The sequence below is a fragment of the Corynebacterium tuberculostearicum genome, assembly GCF_022347385.1.
Lineage (GTDB): Bacteria > Actinomycetota > Actinomycetes > Mycobacteriales > Mycobacteriaceae > Corynebacterium > Corynebacterium tuberculostearicum_M.
In genome coordinates this window covers 1-22,232 of the sequence record NZ_JAKRDT010000004.1, presented here as the reverse complement: position 1 = coordinate 22,232, position 22,232 = coordinate 1, and the positions used below count along the sequence as shown (strand labels likewise).

General features: G+C 61.8%; 18 protein-coding genes. 15 read left to right on the top strand and 3 right to left on the bottom strand.

Annotation, left to right across the window (positions count from 1 at the left end):
* Positions 1–296: 296 nt before the first annotated feature.
* The 5 genes from dnaK to exaC all read left to right on the top strand — a co-directional run bounded on the left by dnaK (position 297) and on the right by exaC (position 6,392).
* On the top strand, positions 297–2,147 hold the full coding sequence (gene dnaK, locus MHK00_RS03230; RefSeq protein WP_005325523.1) for a molecular chaperone DnaK: 1,851 nt from the start codon (positions 297–299) through the stop codon (positions 2,145–2,147).
* Positions 2,147–2,854 carry a nucleotide exchange factor GrpE gene (gene grpE / locus MHK00_RS03225; protein ID WP_005329345.1) on the top strand — a complete coding sequence of 236 codons (708 nt, stop codon included), beginning with the start codon at positions 2,147–2,149 and terminating at the stop codon, positions 2,852–2,854. Before dnaK ends, grpE begins: the two co-directional genes overlap by 1 nt.
* Positions 2,855–2,951: 97 nt before the next feature.
* On the top strand, positions 2,952–4,157 hold the full coding sequence (dnaJ, locus tag MHK00_RS03220) for a molecular chaperone DnaJ (RefSeq protein ID WP_005329343.1): 1,206 nt from the start codon (positions 2,952–2,954) through the stop codon (positions 4,155–4,157).
* 20 nt (positions 4,158–4,177) lie between these two features.
* Positions 4,178–4,627 (top strand): heat shock protein transcriptional repressor HspR, encoded by a 450-nt coding sequence (locus tag MHK00_RS03215; protein WP_005329342.1) that lies wholly within the window; start codon positions 4,178–4,180, stop codon positions 4,625–4,627.
* Between the two features lie 244 nt (positions 4,628–4,871).
* A complete protein-coding gene (gene exaC / locus MHK00_RS03210) occupies positions 4,872–6,392 on the top strand; it encodes an acetaldehyde dehydrogenase ExaC (protein WP_250410418.1) in 1,521 nt (506 codons plus the stop codon).
* A 17-nt stretch (positions 6,393–6,409) separates the two neighbouring features.
* Here exaC and MHK00_RS03205 read toward each other — a convergent pair whose 3' ends face one another.
* A complete protein-coding gene (locus MHK00_RS03205) occupies positions 6,410–7,576 on the bottom strand; it encodes an alpha/beta hydrolase (protein ID WP_250410416.1) in 1,167 nt (388 codons plus the stop codon).
* The gene (locus MHK00_RS03200) at positions 7,573–7,836 is read right to left on the bottom strand and encodes a hypothetical protein (protein ID WP_250410414.1); all 264 of its coding nucleotides are present in this window, start codon (positions 7,834–7,836) and stop codon (positions 7,573–7,575) included. Before MHK00_RS03200 ends, MHK00_RS03205 begins: the two co-directional genes overlap by 4 nt.
* A 91-nt stretch (positions 7,837–7,927) precedes the next feature.
* Between MHK00_RS03200 and MHK00_RS03195 the strand changes: the two genes are divergently transcribed.
* A complete protein-coding gene (locus MHK00_RS03195; RefSeq protein WP_250410413.1) occupies positions 7,928–8,743 on the top strand; it encodes a carbon-nitrogen hydrolase family protein in 816 nt (271 codons plus the stop codon).
* On the opposite strand, the gene MHK00_RS03190 is transcribed toward MHK00_RS03195, so the two are convergent.
* On the bottom strand, positions 8,740–9,912 hold the full coding sequence (locus tag MHK00_RS03190) for a 2-polyprenylphenol hydroxylase (RefSeq protein ID WP_250410411.1): 1,173 nt from the start codon (positions 9,910–9,912) through the stop codon (positions 8,740–8,742). The genes MHK00_RS03195 and MHK00_RS03190 overlap by 4 nt on opposite strands.
* Positions 9,913–10,091: 179 nt before the next feature.
* On the opposite strand from MHK00_RS03190, the gene MHK00_RS03185 reads away from it, so the two are divergent.
* From MHK00_RS03185 to fbaA, 9 genes are all read left to right on the top strand, one after another.
* The gene (locus MHK00_RS03185; RefSeq protein ID WP_250410409.1) at positions 10,092–11,459 is read left to right on the top strand and encodes a sodium/glutamate symporter; all 1,368 of its coding nucleotides are present in this window, start codon (positions 10,092–10,094) and stop codon (positions 11,457–11,459) included.
* A 262-nt stretch (positions 11,460–11,721) separates the two neighbouring features.
* Positions 11,722–13,134, top strand: a complete 1,413-nt coding sequence (locus MHK00_RS03180; RefSeq protein WP_250410408.1) for a TetR/AcrR family transcriptional regulator — start codon at positions 11,722–11,724, stop codon at positions 13,132–13,134.
* Positions 13,135–13,266: 132 nt separating this feature from the next.
* The gene (clpB, locus tag MHK00_RS03175; protein WP_005329335.1) at positions 13,267–15,822 is read left to right on the top strand and encodes an ATP-dependent chaperone ClpB; all 2,556 of its coding nucleotides are present in this window, start codon (positions 13,267–13,269) and stop codon (positions 15,820–15,822) included.
* 56 nt (positions 15,823–15,878) lie between these two features.
* Positions 15,879–16,736: a sulfurtransferase gene (locus MHK00_RS03170; RefSeq protein ID WP_005329334.1), complete on the top strand. Its 858-nt coding sequence runs from the start codon at positions 15,879–15,881 to the stop codon at positions 16,734–16,736.
* Positions 16,737–16,831: 95 nt separating this feature from the next.
* Positions 16,832–18,283, top strand: coding sequence for a TtfA family protein (locus tag MHK00_RS11910; RefSeq protein ID WP_285439599.1), 1,452 nt, complete (start codon positions 16,832–16,834; stop codon positions 18,281–18,283).
* Positions 18,284–18,338: 55 nt separating this feature from the next.
* Positions 18,339–18,929: an orotate phosphoribosyltransferase gene (gene pyrE, locus MHK00_RS03160; RefSeq protein WP_005325539.1), complete on the top strand. Its 591-nt coding sequence runs from the start codon at positions 18,339–18,341 to the stop codon at positions 18,927–18,929.
* On the top strand, positions 18,916–19,614 hold the full coding sequence (locus MHK00_RS03155) for a TrmH family RNA methyltransferase (protein WP_250410407.1): 699 nt from the start codon (positions 18,916–18,918) through the stop codon (positions 19,612–19,614). The genes pyrE and MHK00_RS03155 overlap by 14 nt, the downstream gene beginning before the upstream one ends.
* A 54-nt stretch (positions 19,615–19,668) precedes the next feature.
* A complete protein-coding gene (locus MHK00_RS03150) occupies positions 19,669–20,859 on the top strand; it encodes a glycoside hydrolase family 76 protein (protein ID WP_250410406.1) in 1,191 nt (396 codons plus the stop codon).
* Between the two features lie 145 nt (positions 20,860–21,004).
* Complete coding sequence (gene fbaA, locus MHK00_RS03145; RefSeq protein ID WP_250410405.1) at positions 21,005–22,039, top strand: class II fructose-bisphosphate aldolase; 1,035 nt, start codon at positions 21,005–21,007, stop codon at positions 22,037–22,039.
* The last annotated feature ends 193 nt before the right edge of the window (positions 22,040–22,232 follow it).

Here is a 22,232-nt window from a genome sequence, read left to right as displayed (position 1 = left end):
AGGGGCTCCGTTTGGGTATGGGGCAGTGTTGGGTGAAGGGGGGGTGATCGTGTGGAGGGTAGGGGTGGGCGTCGACAAGAGCGCCGCTGAGCTGCACAAAAGGAAAGTTTAGAAGAAAAGTTGAGTCGCGGGGAATAAGTTTTGTAGGCTACCTGTTGTAGAGATTGAGTGACATGGACTCAAGGTTGTGTGACCGGACGTAGAAGTTCTGTTACAGTAGCGCTCGGACGCAACGAGAAGTTGAGTCACTAACGGTCAACTTTATTAATTACCCCAAGATAAAAGGAGAAGAAGTCATGGGACGCGCAGTAGGTATTGACCTTGGTACGACGAACTCCGTCGTTTCCGTACTGGAAGGTGGCGAGTCCACCGTTATCGCTAACTCTGAGGGCTCCCGCACCACGCCTTCCGTCGTTGCTTTTGCAAAGAACGGCGAAATCCTGGTCGGCCAGTCCGCTAAGAACCAGGCGGTAACCAATGTTGACCGCACCATTCGCTCCGTCAAGCGTCACATCGGTACCGACTGGAAGATCAACATTGATGATAAGGATTACACCTCCCAGGAGATCTCCGCTCGCACGCTGATGAAGCTGAAGCGCGACGCAGAGGCTTACCTCGGTGAGGATGTTACTGACGCCGTTATTACCGTTCCTGCATACTTCGAGGACGCACAGCGCCAGGCCACCAAGGAGGCTGGCCAGATTGCAGGCCTGAACGTGCTCCGTATCGTTAACGAGCCAACCGCAGCTGCTTTGGCTTATGGCCTGGAAAAGGGCGAGCAGGAGCAGACCATCCTGGTATTCGACCTGGGTGGCGGCACCTTCGACGTCTCCTTGCTGGAAATCGGCGATGGCGTCGTTGAGGTTATGGCCACCGCCGGCGATAACGAGCTGGGCGGCGATGACTGGGATCAGCGCATCGTCGACTGGCTGGTAGACCGCTTTAAGACCTCCCAGGGCGTTGACCTGACCAAGGATAAGCGCGCCGTGCAGCGTCTGCGCGAGGCTGCAGAGAAGGCCAAGATTGAGCTGTCCTCCTCCCAGCAGGCCAACATTAACCTGCCGTACATCACCGTTGACTCCGACAAGAACCCGCTGTTCTTGGATGAGACCCTGACCCGCACCGAGTTCCAGAAGATCACCCAGGATCTGCTGGACCGCACCAAGGCTCCGTTCAACCAGGTCATCAAGGACGCTGACCTTTCCGTCGGCGATATCGACCACGTTGTTCTCGTTGGTGGCTCCACCCGTATGCCAGCCGTATCTGACCTGGTTAAGGAACTGACCGGCAAGGATGCCAACAAGGGCGTTAACCCGGACGAGGTTGTTGCAGTCGGCGCTGCCCTGCAGGCAGGCGTGCTGCGCGGCGAGGTTAAGGACGTGCTGCTTCTCGACGTCACCCCGCTGTCCCTCGGCATTGAGACCAAGGGTGGCGTGATGACCAAGCTCATCGAGCGCAACACCACCATCCCGACCAAGAAGTCCGAGACCTTCACCACCGCGGAAGACAACCAGCCTTCCGTACAGATTCAGGTCTTCCAGGGCGAGCGCGAGATGGCTACCGCTAATAAGCTGCTCGGCTCCTTCGAGCTCGGTGGTATTGCTCCGGCACCGCGCGGTGTTCCGCAGATTGAGGTCACCTTCGATATCGACGCCAACGGCATCGTCCACGTGACCGCAAAGGACAAGGGCACCGGCAAGGAAAACACCATCAAGATTCAGGATGGTTCCGGCCTGTCCCAGGAAGAGATCGACCGCATGGTCAAGGATGCTGAGCAGCACGCCGAAGAGGACAAGAAGCGCCGCGAGGAGCAGGAGCTGCGCAATAACGCAGAGTCCACCTCCTACCAGACCCGCAAGTTCTTGGATGACAACGCTGACAAGGTATCCGAGGATGTTAAGACCAAGGTCACCGAGGCTGCTGACGCCGTTGATGAGGCGCTGAAGGGCGATGACCTCGAGGCCATCAAGTCCGCAGTGGAGAAGCTGTCCACCGAATCCCAGGAGATGGGCAAGCAGATCTACGAGGCACAGGCTGCTGAGGCCGGCGCTGAGGGCGCTGCCGATGCTGGTGCTGCGCAGGGTGACCCGAACGTCGTCGACGCTGAGGTCGTTGACGAGGACGAGAACAAGGATGGCAACAAGTAATGACTCAGGACAGCGGAATGCCGCACAACCCAGGCGACCCGGAAAACACGGATCCGGAGGCTACCTCGGCTGACCGCGCTGAGGCTGCTGCCGAGCAGGCCGAGGAGGCCCAGGCTGCGCAGGAAGCGCAGGCTGACGCCACCGAAGAAGCCGAGCTGGATCCCACCCTCGATGCTGACCTCGAAGAAGCGCTGGCAGATGTCAACGCTGATGAGGTAGAAGCCGAAGCAGCGGGTGAGGAGCCCGCAGGCACCGGCGCCAGCGATGTGGAAGCACAGTTGGCAGAACGCACGGAAGACCTGCAGCGTCTGAATGCGGAATACACCAACTACCGCCGCCGCACCGAGCGCGACCGCCAGGCCGTAATCGAGACCGCCAAGGCCAAGGTCATCGCAGATATGCTGCCTGTCCTTGATGACCTGGAACTGGCTCGTGAACACGGCGACTTGGAAGGCCCGCTCAAGGCATTTGCGGATAAGTTCTACAGCACGCTGGAAAAGCACGACCTCGCTGCCTTTGGTGAGGAAGGCGATGCCTTCGACCCTGAGGTCCACGAAGCCGTGCAGGACTTGTCCTCCGGCGATGAGCAGGTGCTTGGTACCGTGCTGCGGAAGGGCTACCGCGTAGGCGACAGGCTCGTGCGCAATGCCATGGTCATCATCGCGGACCCCAGCGATGAGTCCGGCAGCTCGGAAGATTCCGAGTAAATAACATAAAGGGCGCCCTGGGAATTGATAAGTGACCTTCCCGCGGCGCCCTTTTACTTAACTTGTATCGATTCTCTTTGAAAGGAGGAGATGCCCAGTGAGCGCTAAACCCGAATGGGCAGACAAAGATTACTATGCGGATCTGGGGGTCTCCTCGTCCGCAGACCAGAACGAGATTAAGCGTGCTTACCGCAAGCTAGCGCGCGAAAATCACCCCGATACCCACCCGGACGACCCCGCGGCAGCGGAACGGTTCAAGAAGGTTGCGGAAGCCTACGACGTGCTTTCCGACGCCACCGAGCGCAAGGAATACGACCAGTTCAAGGCCATGCTCCGCAATGGAGGCGGCTTTGGACGGATGGGAGGCGCCGGATTTCCCGGCGGGTTTCGATCCACGCGCATGGGTGGACAAGGTGCGCAAGAATTCGACCTCTCGGACCTCTTCGGAGGATCCGCTGGAGGATCGGCTCAAGGCGGCGGTGTTGGGGATATCTTCGGTAGCGTTTTCAACCGCGGCGGTAGTGCTGGCCACTCAGCTAAACCGTCGCGGGGGGCCGACGTCGAAACGGAAATAACCCTCGACTTCCGCGAGGCCGCTAAGGGAACCACCATTCCCCTGGCACTCAGCGGCAATGCGCCGTGCACCACGTGCCACGGCTCGGGTTCCGCTTCCGGCAAGACCTCTACCTGTGGCACCTGCAGTGGTACCGGTTTTACCTCGGAGAACCGCGGCGCTTTCGGTTTCTCTGCCCCGTGTCAGGACTGCGATGGTACCGGCCGCCGCATCACGGATCCGTGCAAGGATTGCCACGGCACCGGCACGGTTCACCGCACCCGCAATATCACCGTGCGCATCCCCGCCGGCGTCATCGATGGGCAAAAGGTCCGCCTCGCCGGTCAGGGCGAAGCAGGTCCCAACGGCACCCCGGCCGGTGACCTCTTCGTGGCGGTAACCGTAAAACCAGACAAGGTCTTTACTCGCGAGGGCGATGACCTCCATGTCACCGTTCCGGTTTCCTTCACGGAGCTGGCCTTGGGCGATACCATCGCGGTTCCTACTTTGGATAACCCGGTGCGTGTGAAGATCCCCGCTGGAACGCCGGATGGACGCACGCTGCGGGTGCGCGGAAGGGGCATCGCCAAGCGCGGTGGCAACTCCGGTGATCTGCTGGTTACCGTGCAGGTTACCGTGCCCACCAAGCTCGATGCCGCTGCCTCTAGCGCCCTGCGCACCTATGCTCAGGCGGAAAAGGACTCCGGTTTCAACCCGCGTGCGGGTTGGGCCGGCGCCGAGAATGCTTAAGGCAGGAGGTGTGTTAAGAAATGAGCACTGGAAAGGCAGAAGATTCCGGCACCGCGGTTTACGTCATCTCCGTAGCTGCAGAACTATCCGGAATGCACGCCCAAACCCTGCGCACCTATGACCGCATGGGCTTGGTCTCCCCGGCCCGCACTCGTGGCGGTGGCCGCCGCTACTCCGACCGGGACATCGAGCTGCTGCGCAAGATTCAGGCGCTGTCCCAAGACGATGGCGTCAACCTTGCCGGCATCAAGTCCATCATCGAGTTGACCGAAGAACGCGATCGACTCGAGGCGGAGCGCGACGCTTTAGCTGAAGAGGTCCGGGCCCTGCGCGAGCAGGCCGCAGGACGCCGCCCGCGGCGCAGCGGTGAGCTTGTCCATGTACCACGGTCCACCTCCGTGGTGATGTGGAGCCCGCGCACCGCGCGTGAGCGCAAGCGCGCCCGCGGCCGTGGATACGGCCAAGACTAACTCTCGCTCTGCAGACGAGTACACCCAACCCCGCAGCCAGCTTCCCCGCTGGATGCGGGGTTTTCTTCTACTCGCGTACTCGCGGTGTCATGTGAATATTTGCAAAGGGGGCAACCGTAATCAGTGCGCATTGCAAAGTTTAGGGTTAGGATGACTAGCAAGCAGGTGACACACAACACATACATAAGAAATAGTGTGGTACAACACCTTCACCTGTAATTTTCTCTAGGAAAGGACACGCACCATGACCCTGTATGCAGCCCCCGGAACCGAAGGCTCCATCGTTGACTACCGCGAACGCTATGACAACTACATCGGCGGCCAATGGGTGGCGCCCGTCGATGGTGAATATATGGACAACATCAGTCCGGTAAACGGCGAGGTATTTTGCCAGGTAGCTCGCGGCAAAGAAGCCGATATCAACTTGGCTATCGATGCCGCTGAGAAGGCCTTCGAAACCTTCGGTAAAACCACCCCGGCCGAGCGTGCGTTGCTCCTGCATCGCATTGCGGACCGCATTGAGGAAAACTTGGAAAAGATTGCGGTTGCGGAAACTTGGGAGAATGGCAAGGCCGTACGCGAAACTCTGGCCGCCGATATTCCGCTCGCGGTAGACCACTTCCGCTACTTCGCTGGCGCCATCCGTGCCCAGGAGGGCCGCCTATCCCAGCTCAACCAGGACACCGTGGCCTATCACTACCATGAGCCGCTCGGCGTCGTAGGCCAGATTATCCCGTGGAATTTCCCGTTGCTCATGGCCGCCTGGAAGATTGCGCCAGCGCTGGCTGCTGGAAACTGCATTGTCATGAAGCCGGCTGAGCAAACCCCAGCATCCATCCTGTTGCTCATCGATATCATCGGTGATCTTCTTCCTGATGGCGTGCTCAATATCGTCAATGGCCTAGGTGATGAAGCCGGTGCGGCACTATCCGGTTCTGACCGCATTGCCAAAATTGCCTTCACCGGCTCTACCCCGGTGGGAAAGATCATCAACAAGGCTGCCGCTGACAAGGTCATCCCCGTTACCTTGGAGCTGGGCGGTAAATCCCCGTCCCTCTTCTTCAAAGACATCATGGATGAAGACGATTCCTACCTGGAAAAGTGCGTAGAGGGCTTTGTCATGTTTGCCCTTAACCAAGGTGAGGTCTGCACGTGCCCATCGCGCGCGCTGGTGCACGAAGACATTGCGGATAAGTTCTTGGAACTGGCCGTTGAGCGCGTCAAGAAGATTAAGATTGGACACCCGCTTGATACGGAAACCATGATGGGCGCGCAGGCCTCCCAGGAGCAGATGGACAAGATTAAGCAGTACCTGGAAATTGGTCCACAAGAAGGTGCGGAGACTCTTGTTGGCGGCCACGTGAACAAGGTGGAAGGCCTAGAAAAGGGCTACTACATCGAGCCCACCGTGTTTAAGGGAAATAACGACATGCGCATCTTCCAGGAAGAGATTTTTGGCCCGGTGCTCTCCGTAGCTACGTTCAAGGACTATGACGAGGCGATCGAAATCGCTAACGCCACCAACTTCGGCCTTGGGGCCGGCGTGTGGTCGCGCAGCCAAAACATCTGCTACCGCGCAGGCCGCGATATCCAGGCCGGCCGCGTGTGGGTCAATCACTACCACGACTACCCAGCGCACAGCGCCTTTGGCGGCTACAAGGAATCTGGCCTTGGCCGTGAGAACCACTTGATGATGCTGGGCCACTACCAGGAGACTAAGAATATGTTGGTCTCCTATTCGGATCAGCCGGCTGGTCTCTTCTAAAGGCCGTTCCCTTCGGACTAGTTCGCGCGTGCCACTTGGCCTAGGCCACGCAAGAACCGTGGGTCCTCCCAATAGGAGCCATGATCGCCAGGGAGGCCATCCGCACCAGGAAGGGGAGTGGCACCAAAGGTATCAATGGTCGGATCGGGGCCATGGATGCCGCCGTTAGGCCCCGTCGCAATAGCGATGGGGTCGTTGGCGTTGGTCGCGGCCCAGATGCGGCCATGCAGTTCTGAGGCATGGTCAGCGCCGGTGCCAGGGCTGCCGACGAGCACTACGTCCTCAGCAATTCTTTCCTGCTGTGCGGCATGCCCGGTGACGACAGAACCATAGGAATATCCCACGACGGTGCGCTTGGCCTGCGGATAGCGTCTACCGAGCGAGCGTTGAAACCGGGCGAGTTCTTGACTGGCAGTGCGTGCGGGAGTGGCGTGAACCGCACGGGGCAGGGAGGATGGCGCCTGGTAGCCCAACCACACCACCGCCGGTCCGCCGCTGGCCTTAGCTAGATTGCGACCGCGGTCTACCGCGCGCTGCCAGGTTTCTGGATCGGAGGAGTGAACTCCTTCCACAAAGGTGGTAAGCGATGCCGGCGTAGTCCGAAAGCCGCCGGGGTCCACCATGGCTACGAGCCGTCCTTCACTAGTTTCTAGCACCCGCATATCTGGGTTCTGCGCGGCTAGCTGAGACACGTGCTCGCTGGCTTGGGCGAGGTTGATTTCGTGGACTGCATCCAACGGAAGATCGGAAAAATCCTCGAACCGGGCGGGTGGTTCCACCCCAGCAGGTGTACACAGCGCATCGATCTCTTGGGCGCACAACCAATCGAGGGAATCGCCCAGCGCCCGCACCTGATTCAACAACAGCCCAGCCGTGCTGGCAGCTACCCCGCTGCGCTCATCCACCTGGCCGAGGAATGCGATGATGCGGTCCTCGAGTTCCTCGCGGCGGGCCTGCAGGCTGGCGTGGAGTTCAAGGGTGGTGGCAACCTGCTCCATCTGGTGCAGCGGCTGGGCCAGCCAGTCGGTGTAGCCTGCCAAACTGGAGCGGGCGGCGTCACCAGCGGGGCCTCCCAGCGATAGGCTACGCCAATCCTGGTGAGCGTCTAAAAATCGAAAGCGCAGTTCAGCGCGTTCGCTATGCAACGTACTGGCGCCATTTCTTAAAGCCACGGATAGGGTCATCGTGCATCTCCCAATGCCTGGCCCAGGCGGGAATCCACCCCGGCGGCAGTGTCGAGGAAGGCCTCAATGGAGCGCAATTGCTCGGCCGTGGCGTCCTCCGTTGCGGCCACGGCGCTGGACCAGGTGGCACGGGCTCGCTCCAGTGCGGCCGCGGTGCGGCAGGCGGTATCGAGCGCGGCCGTCGGCGGTGGCAGCGGAGGGCGCGCCATGAGGGAGCGGACGTAATCGGGCAGGTGCGTGGGAATTTCTACATAACTCATGCCCCTAAGCCTGAAGGACCGCACAACGCCGCGCTAGGGGTAAAGACGCTGCCTGTGGATAACTCCGCCCTGCTTCATTATTTTGGGAGGCATGAAGGTAGCAGCAGTGCAGTTAACGTCCACCGGTAAAATTACCGAAAACCAGGAACTGGCCCTTGCCAAGATCCGTGAGGCGGCCGGAAACGGGGCACGGTTAATAGTGCTGCCGGAGGCCACGGCGCAGAATTTCCGCTCCGGGCGCCTTGATGAGCAGGCGCAGACGCTCGAAGGCCCGTTCGCCACGGCGATTCAAGCGCTCGCAGAGGAGCTCGAGGTCACCGTCGTGGCCGGCATGTTCTGCCCAGCCGATACCGTGGAGCGCGACGGCAAGACCATTAATCGCGTGACCAATACGGCGCTCATAGCAGGCCCTGGCGTGCTGGGCGGCTACGACAAAATCCACACCTATGATGCCTTTGACTACCGCGAATCGGATACGGTCTTGGCCGGCGAATCGCTCGTGGCCTTCGACGTGGATGACCTTATTGTGGGCGTAGCCACCTGCTATGACATCCGTTTCCCAGAGCAGTTTAAGGAGCTGGCCAGCCAGGGTGCGCAACTCATTGTAGTACCCACGAGCTGGGCGGATGGCCCCGGAAAGCTGGAGCAGTGGCGCCTGCTCACGGCCGCGCGTGCCTTGGACTCCACTAGCTATATCGTCGCGGCCGGCCAATCGCGCCCGGGCGGTGACGCTGAGGCGGGCAATCCTTCCGGACCAACGGGCATTGGCCATTCCACCATCGTTGATCCGAATGGCGTGCGCATGGCCGAGGCCGGCTACGAGGATGACATCCTCTATGCCGACATCGATCCGAATGAGGTAGCGAAAACCCGCCGCGCCCTGCCGGTTGTAGCCACTGCGGACTAGGCCAGCGCCGCGTAGTCTTCCGGCTGCCAGCGCCCGTCGCGGCCCCAGCTAAGGACGTCGATCTGCTGCTTGCCGACGCCCCTGTGTACCAACCTTTCCGCGCCTTCCATAACCTCTTCAGCCGGTCCGACGAGTAGGAAGCGCGGGGGAGTGCCTGTGGATAACTCCACCTCGTTGACTACTACATCGGTCGGTTCCCCGGAGACTACATAGTCGGCGCCCGGCGCCAATTCGCGGGCATTGAGCAACCACGGGTCTTGTTCTTCCCGCACGATGCGGCGCACCGGTACGCCAAGGGCTGCCAGGTTCTGCTGGAAGTAGGTGTCATAGTGGGCGCCGGGGCTGCCCGCCACGGCAAAGAGGCGCGGTACTCGGCTGCGGTCTTTATGGCCCAGTGCGGCGAGCGCCGCGCAGCGGGCCGTGGCCCAGCCGGTGCCGTAGGCGATGATGACCAGTTCACCTGCGCCGGCGTTCTGGAGGCTAATGCCGCCGGCGGGCTGGCCCAAGGTCCACCAGTCGCCAGGCTGCGCGTGCGCGAGGGATCGGGAAGCCTCGCCCGCGGTGGAGACATGAAAGACCACCTGGCCGGTTCCGTCGCTCGGCTGCGCAGGGGTGAGCATCCGCCATTGTCCCGGCAAGTACTGCGTGGTCACCGGAAAGTGCTGCCCCGGTTGATAGGGCACAGCCAAGCCAGCCTCCACGCGGATGATGGACGTCTCGCGAGTGGGGTGATCCACCGCCACCACTTGCGCCGAGTGCGCCGGTGCTTCGCCGGCGGCGTCGGATTCCCGGGCGGCGTCTGCCATCGTGGCGCACACCTGGTGAATGACATCGCAGGCAAAGTTATATTGATACTGCGTCAGCGCCAAAACCCGCAGTCCCGCCACGAGGGCATCGTCGAAGCGGGAATAGATTTCGGCCGGAAACCCATGCCGACGGTGATCGCGGGCGAGCTGGGTGAGCTTTGCGGAGACGTCGGCAAGCAGGGGCTCCCCAGGCTCCGTATGCTCAATCGCCCACGCCAGCGCAGGCACCATCGAAGTATGGGTATCGCGCATGGACAGCGCAAAAATCTGGCGGGATTCAGGTACCGCGTTAAAGAAATGCTCGTGCACCGCATCGCGGTACTCGTCTGCGTAATTTCGAAAATGCTCGCCCAATTCCCACATGTTTGACCATCCTAATAGTCCGCGCCCAACCGGGGGTCGAGCTACCTACTGAAAGCTGTAGTGGGGGTGAAAACGGGAGCCTATGTTGTGGATCACTTAGCGGAAGGTATTGTATTCCCTATCCGCTTGCCCTCTAACGGGGGCAAGCCGTCATAATTGCACAGCTAGAAAGGGTCCCCATGGAAGATTTTTCCGCTTATACGCTCATGCTGGATGTGGGCTGGATTTCTTTGCTCATGGTCATCGGCAACGTCCTGCGTCACCAGGTGAAGTTTATCTTCCAGGACCTGCTGCTGCCTGCCCCGATTACCGCCGGCCTCATCGGCCTGCTGGTAGGCCCAAACGTGCTGGGCTGGATCAACTTCTCCGATAATTTGGGTGACTACACCTCCATCCTCATCGCGGTGGTCTTTGCGTCTATGGCCTACTCCATGGAAGTGGGCGGCAACATGGGCAAGGGCGCGCGCAATATGTGGGGCTATTCCACCATGATGTTTACCGGCCAGTGGGGCCTGTTCATCGTGTTGGGCCTTTTCCTCTTTGCGCCGCTTTTCGATACCCCGAATTGGTTCGGCATGATGCTGCCCGTCGGCTTCACCGGCGGCTTCGGTACCGCCGCGGCCGTGGGTGGTGCGCTCGAGGGCGTGGGCGCCGATGCCGCCTCCTCGCTGGGCTTTACCTCCGCGACCGTCGGCACGCTGGCCGCAATCATCGGCGGCGTGATCGCCGGCAACTGGGGCATCCGCAAGGGCAAGGTCTCCCACGTGCCCAAGGAACTACCAGAAGAGCTGCGCCGCGGCTACATCAAAAACATCGATGAGCGCCCGTCGCTCGGCCGCGCTACCACCAACCCCTCCTCCATTGAGCCGCTCGCGTTGCACTTCGGCTTCATCATCCTGACCGTGATGACCGCCTACGGCATCAACCAGGGTTTGAGCAGCATCTGGGAGAATGTCTCCGTGCCGCTTTTTGCCATGTCCATGGTGGTGGGCCTAATCTTCCGCGCACTTATGAACTTCGTCGGCGCTGAGGACTACCTGGATAAGGACTCCATTTCCTCCATCTCCGGCGCGGCCACGGACTACCTCATTGCCTTCGGTGTGGCCGCCATCGTCCCGGCCGCCATTGCCTCCTACTGGCAGGCACTCCTCCTGCTCTTCGTCCTGGGCACCATCTTCTGCGTATTCTTCTTGCTGTGGTTCCCGGCCGAGTTCTTTGGTGAGCGCTGGATTGAGCGCGGCATCTTTGGCTGGGGCTGGGCCACCGCCACCGTGGCGACCGGCATCGCCATCCTCAAGATTGTGGATCCCAAGCTCAAGTCCGGCACGCTGTCCGAATACGGCATGGCCTACATCGGTTTCGGCCCATTCGAAATCTCGTGGACCATCATCGCACCTATGGCTGTGATGTACGGATTCACCGGAGCCTTCGGCGCCATTTCCCTGGCGATTTCCATCGGCGTCTACATTGCCTTCAAATCCATGCGCCTTATGCCGCCGCGCGGCACTATCTTCCAAGAGGGCATCGGCCATGTAGGACAGAAGTAGGCATAGCCTCGCTTGCCGACGCCCCCCCTTCGTCAACCTTAAAAACCTATGAGATTGGCCGCACTAAAGTTAAGAAAATAATTCGCCGGTGGGGCGTGATGAGAATACTCGCGGCCGTGACCTTGGCCTATCGGTCGCACTACCACCGTTAACATCGGTGAGAAATGGCTTTCTCGAAAAGAGCATTCGATTGGGACTATCCCTGTACCTTAAATTTTGTTAGAATCAGCGGGTATCAATCTCTGTCTTGATGAGGAACTAAATGTACCAGTTGGATGGGGCTTCCAGGCGGGTGATCATCCTGGAAGCCGCTGTTTATGTAGCGGCCTGCGAAGGCGAGCGGGCCGTTACCGTGGAATCTGTGGCGGACCAGGCTGGTCTCTCGCCGCAGGCGGTGGCTGAGGAATTCGCCACCGGTGCCGACATGCTCGCGGAAATCCCCGCCTTCTTGGATCGTCGCATGTCTGAATACATGGTGGAAGCGGCGCGCCACCTGCCGGAGGATAATTCCGGCGGCGATGTTCTCATGCAGCTGGCAGAGGCCTATTTTGCCTACGCGCAAGACGAACCCGCCATCTACCACTATCTTTTTGAGCAATACGATGCCCTCGATGAGGAGCACGTTTGCCAATTCGCCAAGGGGGAAAAGTCGGGGACTCCGGGTGCGGACATGGCGCTGGACGTCGTCAAGCGCTTTGCCGAAGAGCAAGGTGCCGTCGTGGCCCACGACGGAGACATCTCTCCCCTGCAAATCGGCCGCATTACCTTGGCGTGTTGGTCGGTCATCCATGGCATGGGCCACTTGAGCGTGGTAGGTATCCTGCGCCTGCAACATGCCGTTATTCGCGCGGCCAACCTCAAGCAGGTCGATCGGCTCGTAGTCGATGCCCTGCAATATTGGTTTAAGAATAAGCAGATCCCACAGCGTCGCCCCATCATGAACGATGCCCGTGCCATCGTAGAAGGGGTCATGGGCAGCGAGCGCGAAAAGCCTTTCGTAGCTCCGGAAAACCTCGAGCAGATGGATCCGGAGGAGGCCAAGCGGGTCGTCATCGAGGCTTCCTTGCGCGTCGCCGGCCGCCGCGGTGTTGACCGCCGCTTCTTTGATCACGTGGCCGACAGGCTCGGAACTTCCAAGGATTTCCTGGCCACCATCGTGGACAATGACTTCGCGTTGCGCGAGGCGGCCGAAACCCTTACGACCATGGAGATGGCTCAGGTCTTCGAGGATTGTCTCGCCGCGCTTCCGGAGGACACCCCCACTGTAGACCAACTGCAGATTGTTGCGGCTGCCTATTTTAATTACGCGATGATGTACCCAGAGCGTTTCAGCTCCATTATCGCGCTGGCCAGCGGTTCCATCGTTCCGCACAATGGTGATGGCAGCTCGCACGAGGGCATGACTAAAAACTTCGCCATCATGATGGACCTGTTGCGCAAGTTCGTCATCGAAATGGGCATTACCCCCACCGACCAGCTGGTCTATATCAGCACGCTGGCCGTGTGGGCCGGTGCCAACGGCATTGCACACCTGTGCAGCATTGGCGATTTCAAGAGCTTCAATGAAGATCTCAAGTGGGCGCTTTTTGTCCAGGTAGTGACCGTGTCCTTCTTCGCCATTGCCCATAGCTTGCAGATCCTGGGTCACGAAAACGAAGAGTACAAGCAGGTTTAAGAACCCTGCGCAAAGTTGAGCGGCCTACGCTCAAAAATGTTTAGGTTGAGTGGAATAGGCTCAACTCTGGGTGCGTTGTGCTAAGTGAAGCCCTACAGTGGGTGAATAAATCTTAGAAGGAGCAACGCACACATGAACTCATTTAACCCCACCACTAAAACTCAAGAGGCCTTGCAGGACGCCCTGCAAACCGCCTCCTCTAATGGCAACCCGGATATCCGCCCGGCCCATCTGCTGGCGGCCATTCTTAGCCAAGAAGGTGGCATTGCCGCCCCAGTTCTTAAGGCCACCGGCGTAGACCCGGATACCGTGCTCAAGGAAGCCCGCGAGCTCGTTGATTCTTATCCCAAGGCCGAGGGTGCCAATATGGCCAACCCGCAATTTAACCGCGATGGCCTCAACGTCCTGACTAAATCGCAGGAGTTGGCCGGGGAGCTGGGCGATGAATTCGTCTCCACCGAGGTCCTCCTCGCCGCGATTGCCGGCTCTAAGACCGACGCCGCCGAGCTACTTACCGGCCGTGGTGCTACTTATGACGCCATCAAGGGTGCCTTCCCCTCCGTGCGCGGCGCTGCCAAGGTGACCTCCGAGAACCCAGAGGACCAGTTCCAGGCCCTAGAAAAGTACGCCACGGACCTCACCGCGCGCGCCCGCGAGGGCAAGATCGACCCGGTCATCGGCCGTGATCAAGAAATCCGCCGCGTGGTCCAGGTGCTTAGCCGCCGCACGAAGAATAACCCAGTGCTCATTGGCGAACCCGGCGTGGGCAAAACCGCCATCGTGGAGGGCCTGGCCCGCCGCATCGTGGCTGGCGACGTCCCCGAGTCCCTCAAGGGAAAGACCCTCATCAGCCTGGATTTGGGCTCCATGGTCGCCGGCGCGAAGTACCGCGGCGAATTCGAGGAACGCCTCAAGGCCGTGCTCGATGAGATTAAATCCTCCGAGGGCGAGATCATCACCTTCATCGACGAGCTGCACACCATCGTTGGCGCCGGCGCTACTGGCGACGGCTCCATGGACGCCGGCAACATGATTAAGCCCATGCTGGCCCGCGGCGAGCTGCGCTTGGTGGGCGCCACCACCCTGGACGAGTACCGCAAGTACATCGAAAAGGACGCCGCCCTCGAGCGCCGCTTCCAGCAGGTCTACGCCGCCGAGCCTTCCGTGGAAGACACCATCGGCATCCTGCGTGGTCTGAAGGAGCGCTACGAGGTGCACCACGGCGTGCGCATCATGGACTCCGCGCTGGTGTCGGCCGCCGAGCTATCCAACCGCTACATCACCAACCGTTTCCTGCCGGATAAGGCCATCGACCTCGTTGATGAAGCAGGCTCCCGCCTGCGCATGGAGATCGATTCCTCCCCGCAGGAAATCGACGAGCTCGAGCGCATCGTTCGCCGCATGGAGATCGAAGAGCTGGCGTTGAAGAAGGAATCTGATGCCGCCTCCCAGGATCGCCTGGCTACCCTGCAGGGTGAGCTCGCGGACCAGCGCGAGAAGCTCGGCGAGCTCAAGGCCCGCTGGGCCAACGAAAAGAAGGCCATCGATGATGTCCAAAACATCAAGGAAGAACTCGATGACCTGCGCCGCCAAGCCGAAATTGCCGAGCGTGACGGCGACCTCGCACTGGCCTCTGAGATCAACTACGGCAAGATTCCACCGCTGGAAAAGGATCTCGCGGCCGCGGAGGTCAAGGCCGCCGAGCAGCGCAATACGATGCTCGATGAGGAGGTAAGCCCGGACACCATCGCGGAGGTCGTTTCCGCCTGGACCGGCATCCCAGCCGGCAAGATGCTACAGGGCGAGACCGAGAAGCTGCTGAACATGGAATCCGTGCTGGGCAACCGCGTGGTCGGCCAGAAGGAAGCCGTCACCGCGGTTTCGGACGCCGTTCGCCGCTCCCGCGCGGGCGTGGCCGACCCCAACCGCCCGACCGGTTCCTTCCTCTTCCTCGGCCCCACCGGTGTGGGCAAGACCGAGCTCGCGAAGGCCTTGGCGGACTTCCTCTTCGACGATGAATCCGCCATGGTGCGCATCGATATGTCCGAGTACGGCGAGAAGCACTCCGTTTCCCGCCTCGTCGGTGCCCCTCCGGGATACGTCGGCCACGAGGCCGGCGGCCAGCTCACCGAGGCCGTGCGCCGCCGCCCTTACACGCTCGTGCTTTTCGACGAGGTAGAAAAGGCCCACCCCGACGTCTTCGACGTCCTCCTGCAGGTCCTGGATGAAGGCCGGCTTACCGACGGCCAAGGACGCACCGTCGACTTCCGCAATACCGTCATCATCCTGACCTCCAACCTGGGCGCCGGCGGCACCCGCGAGGAGACCATGGACGCGGTGAAGAAGGCCTTCAAGCCCGAATTCATCAACCGCCTCGATGATGTGGTTATGTTCGAGCCCCTTTCGGAGGATCTCCTGCGCGGAATCGTCGACATCCAACTGCGCGGCCTGTCCGAGCGCCTCGACGCCCGCCGCCTGACCCTGCAGGTCTCGGATTCCGCCAAGTCCTGGCTGGCCGAGCGCGGCTACGACCCGGCCTATGGCGCCCGCCCGTTGCGCCGCACCATCCAGCAGGCCATTGGTGACAAGCTCGCCAAGAAGCTACTGGCCGGCGATATCGTTGATGGCGACACCGTCCACGTGGACGTCGCCGATGGCGGCGCCGAACTAGACATCGCCGCGCGCTAGTCGGCCGCGCAGCGCCCGCCGCGCCAAATCCTGCTCATGCCCCTAGACTCGGGGGCATGAGCATTTTGGTCTCCCCACAAGAACTCCGCGAATCCATTTATCACGGCGAGCGTTTCACCCTCTTGGCCACCCACTGGCAGCCCCAGCTGCGCCAGAGCTACAACGAATTCACCTCCCTGCACATCCCCACGGCACTGTTTAGCGATACCGCCAATTCCTTCGCCGGCCTGCCCGGTTCACAGGTAGGCCGTAACCCGCTGCCGGATCCGGATAAGCTGCAGGAGCACTTCCGCCAGTGGGGAATTCGCGAGGACCGTCCCGTCGTGGTCTATGACGAGGGCCGTGGCCTTTTCGCCGGCCGCGCGTGGTGGACCCTGCGCTGGGCTGGTCTGGACAACGTCCGCATCCTCGACGGCGGCTTGGCCAATTGGCGCCACCTGGGCTATACCACGCTGACCGGCCCTGGCAACTTCGCCGTCGGTGCCACCGCCGAGGTCAACCCAGGCCAGATGCCCGTGGCCACCATCGATGACGTGCGCAATCACGATGGCCTGCTCATCGATACCCGCACCCGCAACCGCTTCGCCGGCCGCCGCGAGAACCTCGACCTCAAGGCCGGCCACATCCCCGGCGCCGTCAACGTGCCGGAGCGCCTGTTCCACAACGATGGCCTGCGCACCTGGAAGTCTGCGGGCGAAATCCGCGAAGTGCTTTTCGACGCCGGCCTCACCCCCGACAACGTCCAAGGCGCCATCATCTACTCCGGTTCCGGCAACCACTCCGCCCTCGCCCTCGCCGCCATGGAAGACGCCGGCTTCACCGGCCTGCGCCACTATGTCGGCGGCTGGTCCCAGTGGTCCGCCAACCCCCACAACCCGGTGGAGCGCGGCGACCGCCTCACAGTCAACGGCTAACTGCCCCAGCCCGCCCCCTCGCCTTCGCCCTCAGCCTCGCGCGTCCGCGCGCCGAGCGCTGGGGGCTTGCTCGTTCCTACTACTATCGTGGGGTGATGGCTTTTCTAATCCTTGCTCTCGCGGTTCTTCTCGGCATTGCTGGCGGTGCCCTGCTGCTTTACGACGGCAAACAGCGCACCTCCACCCCTACACCCGCCACCGACGCGGACCCCAGCACCGCGGCTCCCACCCCCGCGGATCCCACTCCCGCGGACACCGAGCGCGCGGACGCCGAGCGCGCGGACGCCGCCCCCGCAGATCCCACTCCGACGGACTCCGCATCCACCGACGCCGCGCCCGAAAGCGTCGCCGCGGCCGAGCCTGCCGATTCGGCCACCCCAGCCACCGAAGCAGCTGCGCCAGCTCCCGCGCCGGAACCCGCTCCCGAGCCCGCGACCGAGACCCCGGCCCAGCAAGAACCTGAGCCAACCGACGAACCCGAGCCGGCCCCCGAGCACGAACCGACCCCCGAACCGGAGCACCGGCCGAGCCACGAGTCCGCGAGCGAGCACCCCGTGCTTTCCAAGCCACACGCACGCCACCGGCCGATCCTGCCAGGAACCATGCGCCGCGAGCGCCGCAATTGGGCGGAAGCCAAAGGTTTTGAATTCATGAAAGCCGACCCTTACCTCGTAGACGAATGGACTAGGGGAGTGGCCTCCACGGGCGCGGCGCCCAAAGACATTGTCGCCGGCAACGTGTATGGCCACGAGATGCTGTTGATGGATATCGATGGCGTCAACGTCATGGCCATGCGCACCGGAGCGGCTTCCGACATGGTGGTGGACTTCCGCCGCTTCGACCGCGACGACGCTAAGGCTTCCGAGGACCTGCTGTTGGCGATGACCATCGAGGGTTTCGATGTGTATTCCTCGGATAGCGCCGTGACCGAGCGCATGGTGGATGAGCGCGTCCACGTCGCCCTGCAGCAAATGCCCGAAACCGTTACCGCACTGTGGATGGAAACGGAGTGGGTCTTGGCGCAGACCACGAAGCAGGCGCGCTCCGCGGAATGGGACGCGATGCTGCCACCTCTTGCCCTGCTTGCCGACGCCGCCCGCGTCCTCCCCCCGCGTTCCTCGGCCACCCACGTGGTGCGCCTTGAGGAATTGGACCCAGCCCGCGAGATTCCCGCCCAGCCCATCGTCGAGGTCGTCGGCGGCGCGCCGGCCGCAGGCGCGCCCGAATTCGAGCGACCCGTCATCCAACGGCCGGAAGAGCCGTTGCAAATGCCGTCTCGGGCCTACTCCGAAACCCGCGGCCCAGTTGAGCACAGCGCCCTCGGCGGCGATGAGGTAGACGCCATTGCCGACGGCCGCGAGCGCCCCACCCCCGATTCCCACACCGCCCGCCTGCCGCGCCAGCAGTTCCGCGCCGCCTCCATCTTCGACAGCCCCTCCGCCGACTCCACCACCGACGGCCCCCGCGCGGCCGACCCCAACCCAGTCGACCCCACCCCGGCGAGCGACTCCGCGGCCGAGGAATCGGACCCGCGCCGGGGAGAGTAGCCTAGAGTCCGATACCGGCGGCCGGCCGCCGTCCCCGAACCACAACAAGGAGCAGATGACTGTGGATTCTCACACCACCAACGCCCAGAACGCGCATGCCCAAAACCTGGACGCCGAGAAGAAGGCCCGCCTCGCAGAACTAGTCAAGGAACTGGCCGTCGTCCACGGCAAGGTGACCCTGTCCTCTGGCAAGGAAGCTGATTACTACGTGGATCTCCGCCGCGCTACCTTGCATCACGAGGCCTCCCGCCTTATCGGTGCCCTGCTGCGCGAGCTGACCGCAGATTGGGATTTCGCGGCCGTCGGTGGCCTGACCCTCGGCGCCGACCCGGTTGCTACCTCCATCATGCATGCCGAAGGCCGTGATATCGACGCCTTCGTCGTGCGCAAAGAAGCCAAGAAGCACGGCATGCAGCGCCGCATCGAGGGCGCCGACGTAGAAGGCAAGAAGGTTCTTGTCGTAGAAGACACCACCACTACCGGTAACTCCCCGCTGACCGCCGTGGCCGCGCTGCGCGAGGCCGGCGCCGAGGTCGTGGGTGTGGCCACCGTTGTGGACCGCGAGACCGGTGCCGGCGACGTCATCGCCGCAGAAGGCCTCGAGTACCGCTCCCTGCTGGGCCTGGGCGACCTTGACCTCGCCTAATTCAGATAGCGCGGCCGACCAGGCCAAGCCGGACGAGGCCAAGGGGCCGACCGAGTGGAACGAGGGCCGCCATGGCGTAGGTCCCTGGGAAGGTCCGCTGCCGCAAGGACCGGAGGCCGCGAAGTACGATCCGGAGCTGCTCGCCGAAGGCGACCGTCGCAACGTCGTCGACGCCTACCGCTACTGGAGCAGGGAAGCGATCAAAGAGGACATCGATAAGCGCCGGCATAGCCTGCACATCGCTATCGAGAACTTCGAAAACGACGCCAATATCGGCACCGTCGTGCGCACCGCCAATGCCTTCGCTGTCGATACCGTGCACATCGTCGGCCGGCGGCGGTGGAATCGCCGCGGGGCAATGGTCACGGATAGGTACCAGCACTTGATGCACCACGAGAGCGTCGAGAAGCTTATTGCGTGGGCGGCCGAGGAAGGCCTTACCGTCGTTGCCATCGATAACACCCCCGGTTGCGTGCCCCTGGAAACGGCCGAGCTGCCGGAGCGCAGCTTGCTGCTCTTCGGCCAGGAAGGCCCCGGCGTGACGCAAGCGGCCCAGGATGCCGCGGTGATGACCTGCTCCATCGCCCAATTTGGCTCCACCCGCTCCATCAACGCGGGCGTTGCGGCCGGCATCGCCATGCACGCCTGGATCCGCCAGCACGCCGATCTGGCAAATTCCTGGTAGGAAGATCGTTACACTAGCTATATCTACCCGTGCGACTGGAGTGATTGAGGAATCGTGGAAGAAAAGTGGGCCCACCGCGCCGAACTCGCAGAGGCCGCCATCAACGAGCGCCACGCGCACTCCGTATGGGGCCTGCCGCGCACCAATCTTGCCGTGGTCAGCTGGCCGCCCACCACGAAGGAAAAGCTCTTTGTCCACTGGCACTACTGGTGGCAGGCCCACTACTTGGACTGCCTCGTTGATGCGGCGCTGCGCAATAACACCAAGGTGCGCCGCCACCGCATTTATGACACCTTGCGCGGCATTCGCATCCGCAACCTCGCGCAGCTGACCAAGAATAAGTACTACGACGACAAGGCCTGGCTCGCGCTGGCTTTCGGCCGCGTGGAGGGACTGAAGAAGACAAAGACGCCCAAGCGCCTCGCGGCCCTGCAGCGCAATATCCACGAAGGCCTCGATGAAACGCTTGGCGTGCTGCCGTGGCGCCTGGGCGAGAATTTCATGAACGTGCCCTCCAACGGCCCGGGCGCCATCATGCTCGCGCGGATGGGGCGCATTGAGGAAGCGCGCCGCATCGTTGACTGGATCTATGACCACCTGCTGGACGACGACGGCTACATCATGGACGGCGTCCGCATGCGCATGGACGGCCCTGAGGTGGTAAAAAACATCCACCCCTACTGCCAGGGCGTGGTGCTCGGCGCGTGCCTGGAAATCGTGCTGGCGCTGCGGGAAAAGGCCGGCGTGGGCGATTTGGAACAGATCGACAGCGTGTACGAGGCCGAGATGGCTTCCGAGATGATGGATTACATCATCCGCATCCGGGGCTTGGTGCAGACCGTGGCTTCGGGCATGGCTACGCCTTCGGGCGCGGTGGACTGGGAGACCGGTGATGGTGACGGTGGCCTGTTTAAAGGCATTTTGATGCGCTATCTTGCCGACGTCGCCGTGCGCCTGCCTGGCGATTCCCCCGCCAACCGTGCGACGAAGAAGCTGGCCGCGCGCATGGTGGTGGCCTCGGCCGAGTCGGTGTGGGAACACCGCCTCGAGGTCGACGGCCTGCCGATTTTCGGATCCGACTGGTTGTCCGATGCGCGCCTGCCGCATAACTACGGCTTCGGCCGGCGCACCATGAGTGAGAAGGTCGGCATCATTCGCGTAGATGAGCGCGATTTGTCCGTGCAGCTTTCCGGCTGGATGCTGATGGAGGCCTGCGCCCGCGTGGCGCGATATTTGGCTAAATAGCCCACGCTTGTCGGGGTGGATTGGTCCCGGAAATGACCGGGTTGAAAATGTCACACGGTTTTTGCGGCAGAATTTCCGTGAAACGGGCATACTTGGCTGTTGGAACGTGTTTGACCACAAACCCACTTTTTAAGGATGGAAACTCATGCCAATTGCAACCCCTGAGGTCTATAACGAGATGCTGGATACCGCGAAGAAGAACGGCTTCGCGTTCCCAGCTATCAACTGCACCTCATCTGAGACCATTAACGCAGCTCTGAAGGGCTTTGCTGAGGCCGAGTCCGACGGCATCATCCAGTTCTCCACCGGCGGTGCCGCCTTCGGCTCTGGCCTGGCACTGAAGGACAAGGTCAAGGGTGCTCAGGCACTGGCCGCATTCGCTCATGAGGCCGCCAAGCACTACGGCGTGAATATCGCGCTGCACACCGACCACTGCCAGAAGGAAGTACTCGATGAGTTCGTCCGCCCGCTGCTGGCCATCTCCCAGGAGCGCGTCGACCGCGGCGAGAACCCACTGTTCCAGTCCCACATGTGGGACGGCTCCGCTATCCCTATCGACGAGAACCTAGTCATCGCCCAGGAGCTGCTGGAAAAGGCTAAGAACGCGCACGTCATCCTCGAGGCCGAGATCGGCGTCGTCGGCGGCGAAGAGGACGGCGTCCAGGCCAAGGCGGGCGCTAACCTCTACACCTCCCCGGAGGACTTTGAAAAGACCATCGATGCCCTGGGCACCGGCGAGAAGGGCCGCTACTTGCTGGCCGCAACCTTCGGCAACGTTCACGGCGTCTACAAGCCAGGCAACGTGAAGCTGCGCCCAGAGGTTCTGCTCGAGGGCCAGAAGGTGGCACAGAAGAAGCTCGGCCTGGGTGAGGACGAGTACGCCTTCGACTTCGTCTTCCACGGTGGCTCCGGCTCCGAGAAGGAAAAGATCGAAGAGGCTCTGGGCTACGGCGTCATCAAGATGAACGTGGACACCGATACTCAGTACGCCTTCACCAACCCGATTGCTCGCCACATGATGACGAATTACGATGGCGTCTTCAAGATTGACGGCGAGGTTGGCAACAAGAAGGCCTACGACCCACGCTCCTACCTGAAGAAGGCAGAGCAGGGCATGTCCGAGCGCGTCATCGAGTCCTGCCAGGACCTGCACTCTGTGGGCAAGTCCCTCTCCAAGTAACTTGGCCGCGATGCCCTAAGTTGAGGCAGCCTCGTACATAGGCATGCCGAATGAGCCGCTTCCCCGCGTGGGAGGCGGCTTTTTCGTACTTTCGGCCGGGGCGGCTCCGGACCGGGTCTGGGCGGCGACTCGGTGAGCGGCCGGCGCAGTTAAGGGTTGTGTGTGGGACGGGGGCTGGGGCTGTGGTTAGGGG

Excerpts from the sequence above, each read along its gene's own strand:
- dnaK (WP_005325523.1), top strand. The coding sequence starts at position 297 with ATGGGACGCGCAGTAGGTATTGACCTTGGTACGACGAACTCCGTCGTT.
- grpE (WP_005329345.1), top strand. The coding sequence starts at position 2,147 with ATGACTCAGGACAGCGGAATGCCGCACAACCCAGGCGACCCGGAAAAC.
- MHK00_RS03215 (WP_005329342.1), top strand. The coding sequence starts at position 4,178 with ATGAGCACTGGAAAGGCAGAAGATTCCGGCACCGCGGTTTACGTCATC.
- exaC (WP_250410418.1), top strand. The coding sequence starts at position 4,872 with ATGACCCTGTATGCAGCCCCCGGAACCGAAGGCTCCATCGTTGACTAC.
- MHK00_RS03205 (WP_250410416.1), bottom strand. The coding sequence starts at position 7,576 with ATGACCCTATCCGTGGCTTTAAGAAATGGCGCCAGTACGTTGCATAGC.
- MHK00_RS03200 (WP_250410414.1), bottom strand. The coding sequence starts at position 7,836 with ATGAGTTATGTAGAAATTCCCACGCACCTGCCCGATTACGTCCGCTCC.
- MHK00_RS03195 (WP_250410413.1), top strand. The coding sequence starts at position 7,928 with ATGAAGGTAGCAGCAGTGCAGTTAACGTCCACCGGTAAAATTACCGAA.
- MHK00_RS03190 (WP_250410411.1), bottom strand. The coding sequence starts at position 9,912 with ATGTGGGAATTGGGCGAGCATTTTCGAAATTACGCAGACGAGTACCGC.
- MHK00_RS03185 (WP_250410409.1), top strand. The coding sequence starts at position 10,092 with ATGGAAGATTTTTCCGCTTATACGCTCATGCTGGATGTGGGCTGGATT.
- MHK00_RS03180 (WP_250410408.1), top strand. The coding sequence starts at position 11,722 with ATGTACCAGTTGGATGGGGCTTCCAGGCGGGTGATCATCCTGGAAGCC.
- clpB (WP_005329335.1), top strand. The coding sequence starts at position 13,267 with ATGAACTCATTTAACCCCACCACTAAAACTCAAGAGGCCTTGCAGGAC.
- MHK00_RS03170 (WP_005329334.1), top strand. The coding sequence starts at position 15,879 with ATGAGCATTTTGGTCTCCCCACAAGAACTCCGCGAATCCATTTATCAC.
- MHK00_RS11910 (WP_285439599.1), top strand. The coding sequence starts at position 16,832 with ATGGCTTTTCTAATCCTTGCTCTCGCGGTTCTTCTCGGCATTGCTGGC.
- pyrE (WP_005325539.1), top strand. The coding sequence starts at position 18,339 with ATGACTGTGGATTCTCACACCACCAACGCCCAGAACGCGCATGCCCAA.
- fbaA (WP_250410405.1), top strand. The coding sequence starts at position 21,005 with ATGCCAATTGCAACCCCTGAGGTCTATAACGAGATGCTGGATACCGCG.